Origin of the sequence: Chitinophaga sp. NPDC101104 (genome assembly GCF_050277495.1) — a bacterium.
Taxonomy (GTDB): Bacteria; Bacteroidota; Bacteroidia; order Chitinophagales; family Chitinophagaceae; genus Chitinophaga.
In genome coordinates this window covers 3,062,522-3,075,967 of the sequence record NZ_JBNNSF010000001.1, presented here as the reverse complement: position 1 = coordinate 3,075,967, position 13,446 = coordinate 3,062,522, and the positions used below count along the sequence as shown (strand labels likewise).

The window sequence follows — 13,446 nt, the reverse complement described above, 5'->3', positions numbered from 1 at the left end:
AAACATCCGAACTCATGCATAAAAATGCCCTCTTCATATCACTGACCGCCGCAGCGCTGCTCGGCACTTCCTGCGGGAAGGAATTCCTGAACAAAGTACCGCAAGACGCCATCACGCCCATCACTTTCTGGAAAACCGAAGCCGACGCCAAAGCGGCCAATATCGGTTGCTATTCCTCGCTGTGGGACGTTTCCACGGAAGTATTGCCCTACCTCGACGTGCTCACACCCAACGCTTTCAACAACTATCCCTGGGAAGGCTGGAAGAATATTTCACTGAGCCTGCATACGCCCAGCGATATGGGCAGTATGCTGTCGCTCTACCGGGGCGCGTATTCCGGTATTTCGGCCTGCAATGTTTTCCTCGCCAATATCGACAAGGTGACGATGAACGGCGACAGGAAGAACGGCATGAAAGGCGAAGCCTACTTCCTCCGGGCCTATTACTATTCGCTGCTGGTGAATTACTGGGGCGGAGTGGCCATGCCCCTGGAATCGCCCTCCATTGCGCAGATCGACCTGAAAAAAAGCACCCGCGCCGAAGTATACGCACAAGTGGAAAAAGACCTGCTCGCCGCCACCGACCTGCTTCCCACCACGGCCGCCGAGCCGGGGCGCGTTACGAAAGGCGCCGCCTGGGGCTTGCTGACGCGCGTCTACCTTTACCAGGAAAAATGGCAGGCAACCGTGGACGCCGCCAAAAAGGTGATGACGATGGGATATGAACTGTACCCCAGCTACCGCGGGCTTTTCCTGGAAGCGAACGAGAACAACAGCGAAGTGATTTTCGACATCCAGTTCCTCCAGCCCAGGTACCCCACGAGCTGGGACATCTACCTTGGCATCTACGATCCGCTCAACGCGCCGGGCTGGAGCTCCATCGAGCCCACGCAAGACCTGGTGAACGAATACGAGATGAAAGACGGCACGCCGTACGACGCTAAAGAAGCCGTCCGTAACCCCAAAAACCCCAACAACGAAAACCGGGACCCTCGGCTCGACCAGACCATCTTCCGCCGGGGCAAAAATTACAACAGCGTGCCCTATCCTGTGGATGCAGACGGCTGGCCGGGCGTTTACACGGGCTATAGCTTTAAAAAATACACGAAATACGATAACAGCACCAGCCTGGCCGATGCAGTGGGCGCTACGGGGCTTTCGCAAATCAACGGGATCATTATCCGTTATGCCGACATCCTGCTGATGCTCGCAGAAGCGAAAAATGAATTGTCGGGCCCGGATGCCGAAGTGTATGGCGCCATCAACAAGGTGAGGGCGCGCCCTTCCGTGGAAATGCCTCCCCTGCCCGCGAACCTTACGAAAGAGCAGATGCGCCTGCGGATACGGCACGAGCGGCGCGTGGAGTTTGCCGGGGAAGGACTGTACTATTCCGACATCCGCCGCTGGAAGATCGCGGAAACGGAGCTGAACAAAACCCTGGTGCTGAATGGCTCGCAGATGCGCGGCGCCACGGAGAAGCGGGTGTTCCGGAAGGAAAGGGATTATCTCATGCCGTTCCCGCTCAACGACATCGAAAACGCGCCCAATATGAAAGATCAGCAGAACCCTGGATATAATTAGTAATTCACTGTGTTCTTTGACAGCCGGCCCGCATTTCTGTGGGCCGGCTTTTTCTCGTGTAATGGAAAGTACATTCCGGTGGTTTTTCTGGTTTAACCAAACTTGATTACATATTTCTATTCCTTGAAAGCACGGCCGAAAATAACACAAATGCTTCTCCGACAATTTGCGTAAATTATGCCTGAAACCACTTGCACCAGCTTATTCAAAACCAGGACAATCAATTCACTATGACGCCTAACTTTCAAATACAATTCCGGCCCACTGAACTTCCCGACCTCGAAGTTTTCTTCCAGTTCCAACTAGATAGCAAAGCAAATTACCTGGCCGCATTCACCGCCAAAGACCCCACCAACAAACCAGCCTATCTCGAAAAATACGCCAAGCACCTTGCAGATCCATCCATCACTATGCTAACAATCCTCGTCGACACAACCATTGTTGGCAGCATCGCGAAATTCATCCTGGAAGGAAAAGCTGAAATCACTTATTGGATAGACCGCGACTATTGGGGAAAAGGCATCGCAACGGCGGCACTGCAGCATTTGCTCTCTATTGAAACCACAAGGCCTATTTTCGGGCGGGTTGCGTTTGACAATATCGGCTCCCGGAGGGTATTGGAAAAATGCGGCTTCAATATGATCGGCACCGATAAAGGTTTCGCCAATGCACGGCAGGCGGAGATCGAGGAATTGATCTTTCGGCTGGGATAATGCGCCGGCCTCATTTTCGGCCGCATAACGCAAAGATGACTATTTCGATTCGAGTATTTGTTTGAGTTGCTGCAGATCGGCTTCTACCAGCTTCGCATCTTCCGTAAATTCCTTTTCCGTTCTGCCGGTCATCCAGAAAAGTGTAAATATAAATTCGCTGCCCATCGCATTTTCAATTACCCGCATGGGATTGTTGATGGTTGATCCATCCGGAAGCGTCACCAAATGGTCGATGACCCCAAACTCGTTTTTCGGCGCAAAATCAATACGGATGTGCCCCAAATCCGTTTCCGCCAGCCAGGCATTTCCCGTATCCGGACGAATCGACTTCACGAATTTCACCCATTTCGGAAAATTTTCCGGATCGGACGCAAATCGATACACCTGGTCTGCAGGCTTGTTGATCGAAATGCTGATGTGCTTTGCCGGGTATGTCATATTGGACGTTTTTTTTCGCATAATTTCCGCCCCCGGGAAGTGTAAAATACTTACCGTGGCAAGGAACATGATAAACAGCTTCATAGCACAAATGTATGGCGCCCGGCTGGCCCCGATTTGTAAGTATCCGACATTATTGCGCTACGGTAGGAGAAAAACCGGTCAGCCTCGAAAACTCTTTCGTAAAATGGGCGTTGTCATAATAATTGAGCGAGTAATATATATCGGATAATCTGCCATAGTTCCCCGATCCCAACAGCCGCATCGCTTGTTGCACCCGCATAATGCTGAAGTATCGTTTTAAAGGCAACCCTGCATATTTCAGAAAATGCCGCTGCAGCGTTCTTTCCGTAACATGGTGCTCACTTGCGATTTTGGGAACTTCCAGGGGTTTGCTGAAGTCCAGCGAATGGACGATATGCTGTACATAGTGGGATGCTTCTTTCAATTTTCCGAGGAAGAACCGGTCGAGGTGCATGATGAGGTCTTTGGAAAGCAAGCTCCTGTAATCAGGGACATCTTTCGGACGCAGCGGCAAGGAAATATCCTGGATGTCGCTTAAATCGCCGAACTCGAAAAACGCATGAAAACCGAAGGGCTTGAAGCGGATGCCGATGATATTCGTATGCGGCGCGTTTTCGGTCAGCTTCAAATGGGTCATGGGGCCGGCCAGAATAACGGCTTCGTTTTCGATGACACTATTTTCGGAAACGATATGGAGCTTGTCGCCCAGGTTAATGATAATATCGACGCAGCCGTCGGGAATAATCTTACGGGTGCGGGGAGCTGATATGTTGTGGCGAATCGTCCAGTAACAGTCGATATTATCTTGAAGCGAGTGATGCGGCTTGAATTCGAGGTAGCTCATTATTGGCGGGTATTACATGGCAGGATAAAAAAGGGACAAGCCTTGATTAGACTTGTCCCTTGAAGGTGACCCTGTAGGGGACAGAATTATGTTTGTAGAGGTGCGTAAATGTTGAGGTTCAGATTGTTCTCCAACTCTGTTAACCGAATAGCTAACTTTCTATGCCAATTTCCCAATGGAGGTGAACGGTGAAAAGTTCGGAATTTATCACGAAACAACAAAATAAACTCATAGAGAGACAACTAAATTCTTAATTAGCTTCCCTTTACTCCAATGTCCATCAATTTCTTGTACAAAATCTTCCTTTACTATTTTAGCACGCTTAATTAGTCTCGTTTTATTTTCCAGCCTGACATAAAGCCCTTCGATGCTTGCAGTTGAAAACGCCGATTTCGTTGTATTCAATATAGTTATAAGTTCAGCTTTTTTGAATCTTTTTTCGCCAATTAATGGAACCGGATGAATATTACATTGTTTAAAAAGATAGTTTCTTTCATGTGTAGGCAAAAAATACCTATGTGTTAAATCATATACATCAAATCCTAGGAAATAATCAGGCAATGTCTCATAATAAATTGAGTGCTTTGCATAGCACCATTCGCCAAAAATGATTCTCGGGCCTATTAAAACATCTTTTAATGATAGCATTCTTAGGTACATCCACTCTGTGAGTTTGGCAAATTGAGGATGACTGCTAGAATCAATGTAAGCTCCTCTATTTTGAATTCTAAAATTACCTTCTTCATCCAATGATATTCCGATATTTGCACCATCTATCTTTTCTTCAACAACAACCTCATGTAAGTAAAATTCATTTGCTTCTACATCTGACAATTGCTTATCGTCTCTTATATTTAACCCCGGCAAGACAAATAAATGTGGTGTGCGAGGAAATTTGAAAAAACTCATCGATTCATTTTTTTTCTAAACTTTTCTGCAAGACTCTTTTTGCAAAGGAAAACAACTTGTACACCTACTTCATTTAAAGATTGTTCCCACCCAATCCATTTACTATCAGAAGCTTGATATATTGGCGCTTTGTAGTCATTTGCGATTGCAACAGCCACAAATTTCCTATCTGAGTGGTCAAAATCTTCTATTTCGTCAGGAAATTCTTCATATTCATTTTCCGCTATTTCAGTTAATTCAACACTTCTTATTCGAGTATCATTTCCTTGGTTAGTATATACCCATTTTAAAAATTGCCTTGCATAATTTACCTCACTGATATATTGAATTTTGTTTTCATATTCACCAATAATCTTGTAAATGTTATCAATAATAACTATGTGCTTATTTTCGATAATTTCATCAATTAGTTGGATACACGATTCGCGACATGAATCAGGCATGTCTGAGTAGCCTCCTGCTACAAGCGGTATATTTGTATCAATAATAACTTCACTCATTTTTTACTCGTTTTTCGTTTCATGGCTGCATAAGTCATTGCTCTGAGATCTTCCAGATCATCCCCAAAGAAATTGTTCGGCCAGTTTTTTATATTTCCATTTGAGTCTACCTCCAGTTCAATTAGTTTGGCCTCACCGGATTCTTGCGTTATGAAATATAGAGCAACATCGTCTGCATTTAGCTTTTCTTCTGCGATTCTTCTTTGGATTCTTCGTATCAAATGCTCTGAATGCGATTCAACTACAATTTGCGTATTCCGTTCTTGCCCATTTTCCCTAGAATGAATTGCCTCTATAAAAAGATCTCCTAAATGCGCTTGAACAGATGGATGAAGGTGAATTTCTGGTTGTTCAAAGAAAAGTATAGACTCCTCTTTAACGTAAAAACATTGCACAATTACAGGTAATATTTGCGAAATGCCAAAACCCACATCAGTGATTAACACTTCAGGTGAATTGGCATTAATTTTAATTTTCACTTCATGTTCAATTCGTCCTTTAGTTATAGGAATTACTCTAAAACTATGTATTAAACCCATTTGTACAAGCCATCTGGCGATTAACACATCAAATTGTTCGCTTTTCTGTTTAAACCCTTTAGATATCATCCTCCCTTGAGACTTAGCAGCAAGTATAGCATTTATAGACTGCTCGCCTTTTTCACCAACGTCTGGAGGAACTTGGCCAGAAAATTGATAAACTCGTTTAGGGTGTCCTCTTAAAGGTCCAACATAATACATGCTTTTGAACAGATTAATAATAGCCAGCGACAAATCCTGTAGAAATCCGGTGTTTTGATAATATGCAACGGCTTCATTCGGAAAGCCAAAGAAATTTTCTGGCTGGCCTACGTTCCATGCTCTGCCCTTTTGCCTTTTTGCAGAATAGTTGTCGGTTATTAACTTGTATTTGCCTTTGTCAAGTTGAAGGCCAAATGACATTGGATGCCCGTTGGGCAATGTATACAGGAATTTTTTCAATTGAATTATACCTTCACTAGAGGGGGATGAAATTTTAGCTTCGAATTCTAGTTGGGTGTAACTACCCAATTGCTTACCTTTGACAGCATCAGTTATTGTAATTTCATCAGTATCAAATGATAACTTAAATTCCAAATTGTTTTTTACATTATGGTTATGAACGACATCATGAAATACCCCAAGATCTACTAATGACTTTTCATCTCCTAGATGCAAAACCCTTTGTCTGTCGTAAGATTCAATTGTTTGCTTTAACATAAGTAAAAACTGCGCAATTGATGATTTCCCGGAACTATTATTCCCGCAAAAAATAGTTAGGGGGGCCATTCGTATTTTTCCTGAAGCGGCCCAAGCTTTGAAATTCTTTATGTCTAGTTCGTGGATCATTTATTAAACTTTAAATACCTATGAGAAAAATGAAAATACATTATAATTAAAACATTGTCCATTTCTAACGGATTCTTTTTATAAAAAGTAAAAGGAACAGCCGGCGTTTGAATAAATGGAATTGAGTAATTGGATCGCCCGGTTGGGGCGATAGCAAGATGTATTGTTGTCTACAACAACGCCGGGCGGCTCCATTTTATCCCTTGCTTGGCTCGTCGAATTTGGCGAAGAACTCCGGGATGGTCATGCCCATTCCTTCGATGATTTTGAATAGCGTGGACACGCGCATGTCGTTCCCATTTTCATAGGCGCTATACATGGGGCGGCTGATCTCCAGGTCATAGGCGAAATGTTCTGCGGAAGAAAAGCCCGACGCCTTGCGTGCAGCCTTAATCCTTTTACCTAATTTTGCCAGAATCGTTTTCTTGGGGGTGACGTTCTCAGCATACGCTTTCTTTCTATCTGTAATTCTCTTTGCCATACTTAAAGTAAACCTATCTCTTACTTAACAGTAACCCTAAATAATAAGGCTAAATATAAAGTAGTTACTAAATACTTTACGTAGTTAGAAATATTTCCTATATTCGCATAAATTCGCAGGACTAAAAATATTAGTAGCTGCTTCTGAAGTCTCACCGGCAAATACCTTGGAAAGTATACGAAATGAGACGGAAGAGGGAAGCTCGCGTTCGTGCGCGGGCTCTTCTTGTCCGTTTCAGGGCCTTTCCAAGGGGCTCGCCGGCGGCAGGTTGAGTTCCGCGCCTTTTTTATGCCCGGAATCCCTGCCCCAAAATTCCGGATTATGGAAAAATCACAAATCATCGAGGATTTAACCCGGGAGTTCGTAAAGCAGCTTCAACACCTGGGCGTCGTACACCTTACCGTCTACTTCACAGGCGGTCAAGACCTATTTGCCCCGAATTATGCCATCCGGCACATCCCTATCAACAACGGGGAGATTTCTTATCAAGACCTTGAATTAGATAATAGCCCAATTCCTACAACCATCATCATCAAGAAACATAATTTCTAAAACCAACACCTAAACTTTTCAATCATGGAAATAGTAGCCTCCTTTTTAAGTACCCTTGCAGCCTACGTTATAGAAATGGACCAAGAATTTAAACGGCGGGTTTGTTTAGACTGCGGCTGGAGCATCCCAACGTTCTATCGAAAAATCAAGCCGGGGCAATTACTTACACCGGCCGAAAAGCAAGCGATTCAGAACATTGCCAAACAAATGGCAAAACAACTTATTTCTCACGCCAATAAATAGCTATGAACCACGAATCACCCAAAAAACGCGGTAGGCCCCGAAAAACCGTGGATGGGCTTCATGGGCAAACTGACCGCTTCTTCCAACAGTTCGCAAAACTTCCGTTTTCTGAAAAGGAAGAAATGGTCTTAAATGGCATAACGGTAAAATACTTGGCCGACCTGATTACGTTTCTCCGGATGGATGGGGCGCTCATGGAAAGGCTTTTATTGCTGGATTCTGGCGAATTGGCCCCGATGAAAGAAGAAGATAAGTTCGGCCCGGTTGTCAGTGATAGGATAATGGCCATTTTGGAATTGTACAGCTACGGAGTGGATTCAATGGGAGAATTTGAGTTATTCAACGAATGGATGAAAAGGCCCAGTGAGAAATTTGTCTTTCATCGCCCTATTGATGTTATTAATACGCATCCGGGTTTGTTGGAGGTAAGGCAGGCGCTGCATGAAATCAGAACAGGGTACTATTAAAGATTCATTGCATGAAACTTTACAGGATCATACACAAATCATTGGTTCACGAACTTTCGATGCACCCCGGATTCGGCGCAACCATCTCTAATGATAATGCATTCTTATTGGCTTTCGACTCCTTTGCTATGGCGGTTTTGGAGCACCCGTTTTATAGCCTTGTGCTTGGTTTCCCTACAACATTCCATGTTGTAATCTATGGACTTCCGGATACTGAACGGAAACATATCACGGAAAGCCCTGCCTGTTTGTATGAGGAAAGGGAGATCGGAAATAGGAAATTGGGTAGTTGGGTAGACGTATTTTTACATAATAATACCGCACTATGCGCCGAATATCAGTCGCGCGATTGGCCAAGTCAGTCCAATTATGTTATAAATATTCGCCACCCACTTTTTAGCGAGGTTGTTATTGAGGAGACGTTTGCCGTCAAATAATACCCAATTACTTTGCTTCCTTTTGCCCCGCTTTATCAGCGGCAGTTCCCACCAATCTATGTTTTAACGCCTGCATATTGTTACTGATCTTCCGTTGCGTCACTTTCGCATAAATCTGTGTTGTACGGATGCTTTTATGCCCTAAGAGCTGGCTCACCGTTTCAATGGGAACATCATGCTCCAGCGTAATCGTGGTTGCAAAGGTGTGCCGGGCGGTATGGGTGGTTAAATGCTTGTCGACCTTGCACAAAACGGCTATTTCCTTCAAATATGCATTATACCGCTGGTTGCTATTAACTGGGAGCAACCGGCCGCTATTTGAACATTCTGGATGGTCTTTGTAGCGGGAAATGATTTCTAGCGGGATGGGCAGTAGCGGCACACGTTCGGGGTTATCCGTTTTTATTCTGTTCTTAATTATCCATTTTTCCCCGTCTATGCCTATGGTTACATTGTCTTGCCTTAGACTATAAACATCCTGATACGCATAACCCGTAAAGCAGCAGAAAATATATACATCCCGGACTTCCCGCAGGCGTTCAATATGCAAATCCGCCTTGTAGATGGCCATTACTTCCTCCATCGTCAGTCTTTCCCTTTCCGGATCTTCATACCTGCATGTAAAGCCTGCAAAAGGATTTTGATTTATCCAGCCTTGCTCCACGGCCATTTTAACCACCTGTTTAAGAATTTTAAGGTATTTAGTCGCCGTATTGCCTGTCATGCCCTGTTTGGTGGTCAGGAAGTGTTCGAAATCCGCAATGAAGGAGTGTTTGAGGTCGGCAAGTGGTTTGTCTGACTGGTTATACTGGTTTTTAAGGAACGCCAGCACCTTCGCGCGTCCAATCTCAAGCCTTTGGTGGGAAGCCGGAGCCTTTTTCCCTACGGCAACCTTTTCCGCAAACCGGCGATTATGGAAATCAAAGGCTTCGATGAGCGTCCGCTGTTTTTCCGTAATTCCGAGATAGGCGTTCCGAACGGCTTCGGCGGTTATGGCTTTGTCAAGCGCCTGTAGCTGCAGGAAATGGCGGTGGATGTCCGCCTTCATGATGGTAAGCTGCTGGTTGATTGCCTTCGCGTCGGAAGTGTTCCCCTTGACGAATTGGCCAACCTGATTCCAAAGTTTCGGTTCGACCTGGCGGGTAGTGGAGATTTCCACCCGTTTCATGTCTACCGTAATCCGCAGGTAGATAGTGGGCAAACCGTTTTTACAGCGATGGCGGTTCAGCCAGAAAAGGAGAGAGAAAGTTTGATGTTCGTTTCGCATGTTACGCGGTTTTACGTTTACCAATCTTGTTGCTAGTTCACCTGTCCTGTCAATTGGGCGAAACTGGTAAAACTCAAGCCGGAACAACGTTTGACCGCTGATCGGTTAGCGAATATACGGTGCTGGTACGCTAACCGATGCGCTAACCGAACTATCTGAACCTTTTTGTACAATATTCTACGGATTATTTATAAAAAAACCGCGTAAACATTGTATTTACGCGGTTTTCTACAAATTTGCCGAAGTCTGTTCACTTCGTCTGTGACCCTGTAGGGACTCGAACCCTAGGCCCGCTGATTAAGAGTCAGCTGCTCTACCAACTGAGCTACAGAGTCGTGATTGGTGGGAGCAAATGTAAGTAATATTAAATTAACATACAAAAAATGAAAAACATTTACTCCTGCTCAATTAAGTCAACTCCTTAAAAGTCGGCCTTGCCCTCTTACCTGCCGTCACATCACGCACAATTACTTCTATGTTCCTGTTCACCGGATCATAAGGCTGCAAGCTGATACCCTTTATAATAAGGACGCTGGCTTCATTATCCTTTTGGGCCAACAGCAAATTCATGGCGTGATTACCCATCAGCACGAAATCACCAGGCTTCCGCTACATCGCAGCTTCAGAATAAAACAATGCCTTGTCGAGCTGATCGAGATGCAACGCCTCCAAAGTAGCTTCCATCGGAATGGTGTGGCTTTCACTTTCAATATTAAATGCCGTCTCCAACAGCTCAAGTGCCTCAGCGTGCCTTTCCAGCCGTTGGAGCGACTTCGCCATCAAAACCATGCTTTGCCAGTGATCAGGGACCATTTCCAGGCATTTTTGAAAATCCTTTATAGAAGTCTCTAACAGCTGCTTTTCTGCGGCATCCAGCTTCCTGGCATGATATCCATTCAAAATGATCAGCCCTTGCTGGTTTCTCCCGGCCTGTTCAAACAAGGTATTAAACATCTCTAACCGGGATTTTTCCTTTTCAAATGCGTCGATCTGGTCATAAATCGATCCATTCACGATACTTTCAATTTCATCCGGCGCCAACGTTTTCCCGTAAGCCGAAAATGGGTTCAATATAAAAGTGGCTCCTTTCGCCACTTCAAACAAGTCTTTGCCGTCCAGGCCCAGGAAAGACACTTCTTCCTTTACAATGCCTTTATCGAAAATCCGGTTCGTTGAGGTGAAAACAGGTATCTGCCCGTCATCAAAAGTGATGAACCGAACGGTAGTCTCCTTTTCAGATGATTGGTAGCCAGCCGTCAACCCGGGCTCCAATGGCGTCAGTACAAACAGTCTGTTCCATAATAATTTCTGGTAAAATTCCTTCCGGGCAGACAGGTCCGCTTCTGCCTGCATCAGGCAACGCTCCAGTTCGTTTTCCGGAAATGTCGATTCGGGTTTCCGTTTCTTGAATATGTCGAATATGCCCATTTTTCACTTTTAGTTTAATGGTATAGTTACCCGGTAAAAATAAGGGTTATATGTTGATCTTCCCCTCTTCCCTCCATTCCGCCGCATCGTTAGGATTTTTTTCCCCTTCCGTTTATCTTTGAAACGCCGGTATGACTCAAAAGTGAAATAAGTATTGCAAAATAGAGAGTTACATAGTGAGAAAGATTTGATTTCAAGTGTAAGCGTAGGCGACATAGCAGCATTTGATGCGCTTTTCATGGAAATGTTCCCGGCGTTATGCCTGCTGGCAAATGGCATCGTGAACGACGAATCCGCCGCAAAGGATATCGTATCCGAAGTTTTTCTGCAATTATGGAAAAACAGGACGGCCCTGATCGAAGTAAGGAGCATCAACGCGTATTTGTATGCCGCAACCCGCAACCGCTCCCTCAACCTCCTCAAACAGCGCAAGCGGAACGAAAAGAAAGTCCAGGGTTACGAAGCGGAACTGGAAGACAAGACCTACGAAGACATCCTGCAAAACGTGTTTCACGCGGAAACCGTTCGCCTGCTGCACCAGGCCATCCTAACCCTGCCTCCCGAATGCACCAAAGTGATACAGCTCAACATCGAAGGCCTCAGCACCAGCGAAATCGCCCAGAAACTGGGCATCTCCCCTTCCGCGGTAAGCCATCAGAAAGCCAGGGCCATCAAACTATTACGGGGAAAAATCGTTCCCGGCATGGCCCTTATCAGCCTGTTCCTCGCCGACTAACAGATTACTTTTTTATTTCTATGAAAATTTTGCCAGCCGGAAGTCAATTCCCGGACATATGCGTTGTCATATAGTGAATAGACATGAGAAACGATGGATGCAGACAATTTGCCGGAACATGAATTGCCCGGCCTGCTGCGGGCTGCAGCACTGACCGTTAAGGAAAAGCTCGACCGATTGACGGATGCGGAAAAGGACGAGCTGCAACATTGGCTGGAGCAAAAGCCGCAACACCAGGAATGGTACGACTCGCTGCGCTCGGGCGACGGACTTTCCAGGCTCAACAGGGAATACAGCAACTTTACCGCCGCCGCACAGCCGGTACTGGCGGATTTCCACCGGCAACACTTCCCGCAACCGGCCCCCTCCCGCACCATGACGTTCCTCCGCGCGCCCTGGATTCGCTACGCAGCGGCTATCTTGCTGCTCGTCGCCGGTGCCTGGTATTTCATGCCGCGCCAACAACCCAAGCTGGCGCAACAGCCACCGAAATCCATACAACAACAAATCCTGCCCGGCCAGGATGGCGCCATTCTTACCCTGGCCGACGGGTCCACCATCCAGCTCGATTCTGTCGGGAATGGCGTTGTTGCCCAGCAAAGCGGGGCCGACCTCTCGGTAAGCAACGGCCAGCTCCAATACAAAGCCAACGGCAAATCGGCCACGGCAGAAACGTTCAATACCCTCACCACTCCCAAAGGCCGGCAATACAAAATCATCCTGCCCGACGGCTCCTCCGCCTGGTTGAACGCCGCCAGCTCCATCCGTTTCCCCACGCAGTTCACGCAGGAGGCCCGCCGCGTCGCGATCAGCGGGGAAGTTTATTTTGAAGTGGCCGCCATGAAAAAAGCAGGTGAAACATTACCCTTCATCGTGAACGCCGATAACCGGTTTGAGGTGGAAGTACTGGGCACCCATTTTAACATCAACGCCTATACCGACGAACCAGTGCTCAACACCACGCTCCTGCAAGGCAAGGTAGCGGTTACCACACAGCGGCCGGAAGGAAGGCAGAAAGTGGTTTTGAAGCCCGGAGAACAGGCCGCCCTGGCCCTTCACGGCGGCGAAGCCGGTGAGATGACCGTCAGGCCCGGAGACCCCGGCAAGGTACTGGCCTGGAAAAACGGGGTGTTCGATTTCGATGACGTTGGCATCGAAGAGGTGATGCGCCAGCTGAAGCGCTGGTACGATATCGACGTCAAATACGCGGCCGGCGTACCTAAAATTGAATTCGTAGGAAAAATGACGCGGGATATTCCGCTCGAAGGTTTATTGATAGCACTGGAAAAATCAAATGTCCATTTTCGTCTGGAAGGCAGAACGCTGATCGTTTTGCCCTGATGCAGCCAAAATAAAATGCCGGAACCGATTGGCGTCGTTTCCGGCGGGTTTTAGCTGTTTCATAAAAGGTTCATACACCGTTTTTATTTACAACCAAAATTAGTTCACAATTTATGCAA

The 13,446-nt window shown here is 46.1% G+C and carries 16 protein-coding genes and 1 tRNA gene; 8 read left to right on the top strand and 9 right to left on the bottom strand.

Annotated elements, in window-relative coordinates:
- Nucleotides 1-14: 14 nt before the first annotated feature.
- Nucleotides 15-1,580 (top strand): RagB/SusD family nutrient uptake outer membrane protein, encoded by a 1,566-nt coding sequence (locus ACQKLP_RS12425; RefSeq protein WP_427323068.1) that lies wholly within the window; start codon nt 15-17, stop codon nt 1,578-1,580.
- Between the two features lie 230 nt (nt 1,581-1,810).
- Complete coding sequence (locus ACQKLP_RS12420) at nt 1,811-2,293, top strand: GNAT family N-acetyltransferase (protein WP_427323067.1); 483 nt, start codon at nt 1,811-1,813, stop codon at nt 2,291-2,293.
- Nucleotides 2,294-2,332: 39 nt separating this feature from the next.
- Here the strand turns inward: ACQKLP_RS12420 and ACQKLP_RS12415 are convergent, their stop codons facing one another.
- From ACQKLP_RS12415 to ACQKLP_RS12390, 6 genes are all read right to left on the bottom strand, one after another.
- Entirely contained in the window at nt 2,333-2,731 is a 399-nt protein-coding gene (locus ACQKLP_RS12415; RefSeq protein WP_427323066.1) for an SRPBCC family protein, read from the bottom strand.
- Between the two features lie 133 nt (nt 2,732-2,864).
- Nucleotides 2,865-3,599 (bottom strand): DUF6597 domain-containing transcriptional factor, encoded by a 735-nt coding sequence (locus ACQKLP_RS12410; RefSeq protein WP_427323065.1) that lies wholly within the window; start codon nt 3,597-3,599, stop codon nt 2,865-2,867.
- Nucleotides 3,600-3,827: 228 nt separating this feature from the next.
- Nucleotides 3,828-4,508 (bottom strand): RNA ligase family protein, encoded by a 681-nt coding sequence (locus tag ACQKLP_RS12405; RefSeq protein ID WP_427323064.1) that lies wholly within the window; start codon nt 4,506-4,508, stop codon nt 3,828-3,830.
- On the bottom strand, nt 4,505-5,008 hold the full coding sequence (locus tag ACQKLP_RS12400) for a hypothetical protein (protein WP_427323063.1): 504 nt from the start codon (nt 5,006-5,008) through the stop codon (nt 4,505-4,507). The genes ACQKLP_RS12405 and ACQKLP_RS12400 overlap by 4 nt, the downstream gene beginning before the upstream one ends.
- Complete coding sequence (locus ACQKLP_RS12395; RefSeq protein ID WP_427323062.1) at nt 5,005-6,375, bottom strand: DUF3696 domain-containing protein; 1,371 nt, start codon at nt 6,373-6,375, stop codon at nt 5,005-5,007. The genes ACQKLP_RS12400 and ACQKLP_RS12395 overlap by 4 nt, the downstream gene beginning before the upstream one ends.
- Before the next feature lie 196 nt (nt 6,376-6,571).
- The gene (locus ACQKLP_RS12390; protein ID WP_427323061.1) at nt 6,572-6,856 is read right to left on the bottom strand and encodes a helix-turn-helix domain-containing protein; all 285 of its coding nucleotides are present in this window, start codon (nt 6,854-6,856) and stop codon (nt 6,572-6,574) included.
- 321 nt (nt 6,857-7,177) lie between these two features.
- Between ACQKLP_RS12390 and ACQKLP_RS12385 the strand changes: the two genes are divergently transcribed.
- The 4 genes from ACQKLP_RS12385 to ACQKLP_RS12370 are packed head-to-tail and all read left to right on the top strand — an operon-like array spanning nt 7,178 to nt 8,555.
- On the top strand, nt 7,178-7,408 hold the full coding sequence (locus ACQKLP_RS12385; RefSeq protein WP_427323060.1) for a hypothetical protein: 231 nt from the start codon (nt 7,178-7,180) through the stop codon (nt 7,406-7,408).
- Nucleotides 7,409-7,432: 24 nt separating this feature from the next.
- On the top strand, nt 7,433-7,651 hold the full coding sequence (locus ACQKLP_RS12380; RefSeq protein WP_427323059.1) for a hypothetical protein: 219 nt from the start codon (nt 7,433-7,435) through the stop codon (nt 7,649-7,651).
- A gap of 2 nt (nt 7,652-7,653) precedes the next feature.
- Complete coding sequence (locus ACQKLP_RS12375) at nt 7,654-8,118, top strand: antitoxin Xre/MbcA/ParS toxin-binding domain-containing protein (protein WP_427323058.1); 465 nt, start codon at nt 7,654-7,656, stop codon at nt 8,116-8,118.
- A gap of 11 nt (nt 8,119-8,129) precedes the next feature.
- A complete protein-coding gene (locus tag ACQKLP_RS12370; protein ID WP_427323057.1) occupies nt 8,130-8,555 on the top strand; it encodes a hypothetical protein in 426 nt (141 codons plus the stop codon).
- Nucleotides 8,556-8,562: 7 nt separating this feature from the next.
- Here ACQKLP_RS12370 and ACQKLP_RS12365 read toward each other — a convergent pair whose 3' ends face one another.
- The 3 genes from ACQKLP_RS12365 to ACQKLP_RS12355 form a co-directional block, all read right to left on the bottom strand.
- A complete protein-coding gene (locus ACQKLP_RS12365; protein WP_427323056.1) occupies nt 8,563-9,822 on the bottom strand; it encodes a site-specific integrase in 1,260 nt (419 codons plus the stop codon).
- Nucleotides 9,823-10,084: 262 nt separating this feature from the next.
- Nucleotides 10,085-10,157 (bottom strand) — tRNA-Lys (locus ACQKLP_RS12360).
- A gap of 274 nt (nt 10,158-10,431) precedes the next feature.
- A complete protein-coding gene (locus ACQKLP_RS12355; RefSeq protein WP_427323055.1) occupies nt 10,432-11,250 on the bottom strand; it encodes an SseB family protein in 819 nt (272 codons plus the stop codon).
- A 154-nt stretch (nt 11,251-11,404) separates the two neighbouring features.
- On the opposite strand from ACQKLP_RS12355, the gene ACQKLP_RS12350 reads away from it, so the two are divergent.
- Entirely contained in the window at nt 11,405-11,986 is a 582-nt protein-coding gene (locus ACQKLP_RS12350; protein WP_427323054.1) for an RNA polymerase sigma-70 factor, read from the top strand.
- A 93-nt stretch (nt 11,987-12,079) separates the two neighbouring features.
- Nucleotides 12,080-13,327, top strand: coding sequence for a FecR family protein (locus ACQKLP_RS12345; RefSeq protein WP_427323053.1), 1,248 nt, complete (start codon nt 12,080-12,082; stop codon nt 13,325-13,327).
- The last annotated feature ends 119 nt before the right edge of the window (nt 13,328-13,446 follow it).

Bases quoted from the DNA above. Each gene is read 5' to 3' on its own strand.
- ACQKLP_RS12425 (WP_427323068.1), top strand. From the start codon at position 15: ATGCATAAAAATGCCCTCTTCATATCACTGACCGCCGCAGCGCTGCTC.
- ACQKLP_RS12420 (WP_427323067.1), top strand. From the start codon at position 1,811: ATGACGCCTAACTTTCAAATACAATTCCGGCCCACTGAACTTCCCGAC.
- ACQKLP_RS12415 (WP_427323066.1), bottom strand. From the start codon at position 2,731: ATGACATACCCGGCAAAGCACATCAGCATTTCGATCAACAAGCCTGCA.
- ACQKLP_RS12410 (WP_427323065.1), bottom strand. From the start codon at position 3,599: ATGAGCTACCTCGAATTCAAGCCGCATCACTCGCTTCAAGATAATATC.
- ACQKLP_RS12405 (WP_427323064.1), bottom strand. From the start codon at position 4,508: ATGAGTTTTTTCAAATTTCCTCGCACACCACATTTATTTGTCTTGCCG.
- ACQKLP_RS12400 (WP_427323063.1), bottom strand. From the start codon at position 5,008: ATGAGTGAAGTTATTATTGATACAAATATACCGCTTGTAGCAGGAGGC.
- ACQKLP_RS12395 (WP_427323062.1), bottom strand. From the start codon at position 6,375: ATGATCCACGAACTAGACATAAAGAATTTCAAAGCTTGGGCCGCTTCA.
- ACQKLP_RS12390 (WP_427323061.1), bottom strand. From the start codon at position 6,856: ATGGCAAAGAGAATTACAGATAGAAAGAAAGCGTATGCTGAGAACGTC.
- ACQKLP_RS12385 (WP_427323060.1), top strand. From the start codon at position 7,178: ATGGAAAAATCACAAATCATCGAGGATTTAACCCGGGAGTTCGTAAAG.
- ACQKLP_RS12380 (WP_427323059.1), top strand. From the start codon at position 7,433: ATGGAAATAGTAGCCTCCTTTTTAAGTACCCTTGCAGCCTACGTTATA.
- ACQKLP_RS12375 (WP_427323058.1), top strand. From the start codon at position 7,654: ATGAACCACGAATCACCCAAAAAACGCGGTAGGCCCCGAAAAACCGTG.
- ACQKLP_RS12370 (WP_427323057.1), top strand. From the start codon at position 8,130: ATGAAACTTTACAGGATCATACACAAATCATTGGTTCACGAACTTTCG.
- ACQKLP_RS12365 (WP_427323056.1), bottom strand. From the start codon at position 9,822: ATGCGAAACGAACATCAAACTTTCTCTCTCCTTTTCTGGCTGAACCGC.
- ACQKLP_RS12355 (WP_427323055.1), bottom strand. From the start codon at position 11,250: ATGGGCATATTCGACATATTCAAGAAACGGAAACCCGAATCGACATTT.
- ACQKLP_RS12345 (WP_427323053.1), top strand. From the start codon at position 12,080: ATGGATGCAGACAATTTGCCGGAACATGAATTGCCCGGCCTGCTGCGG.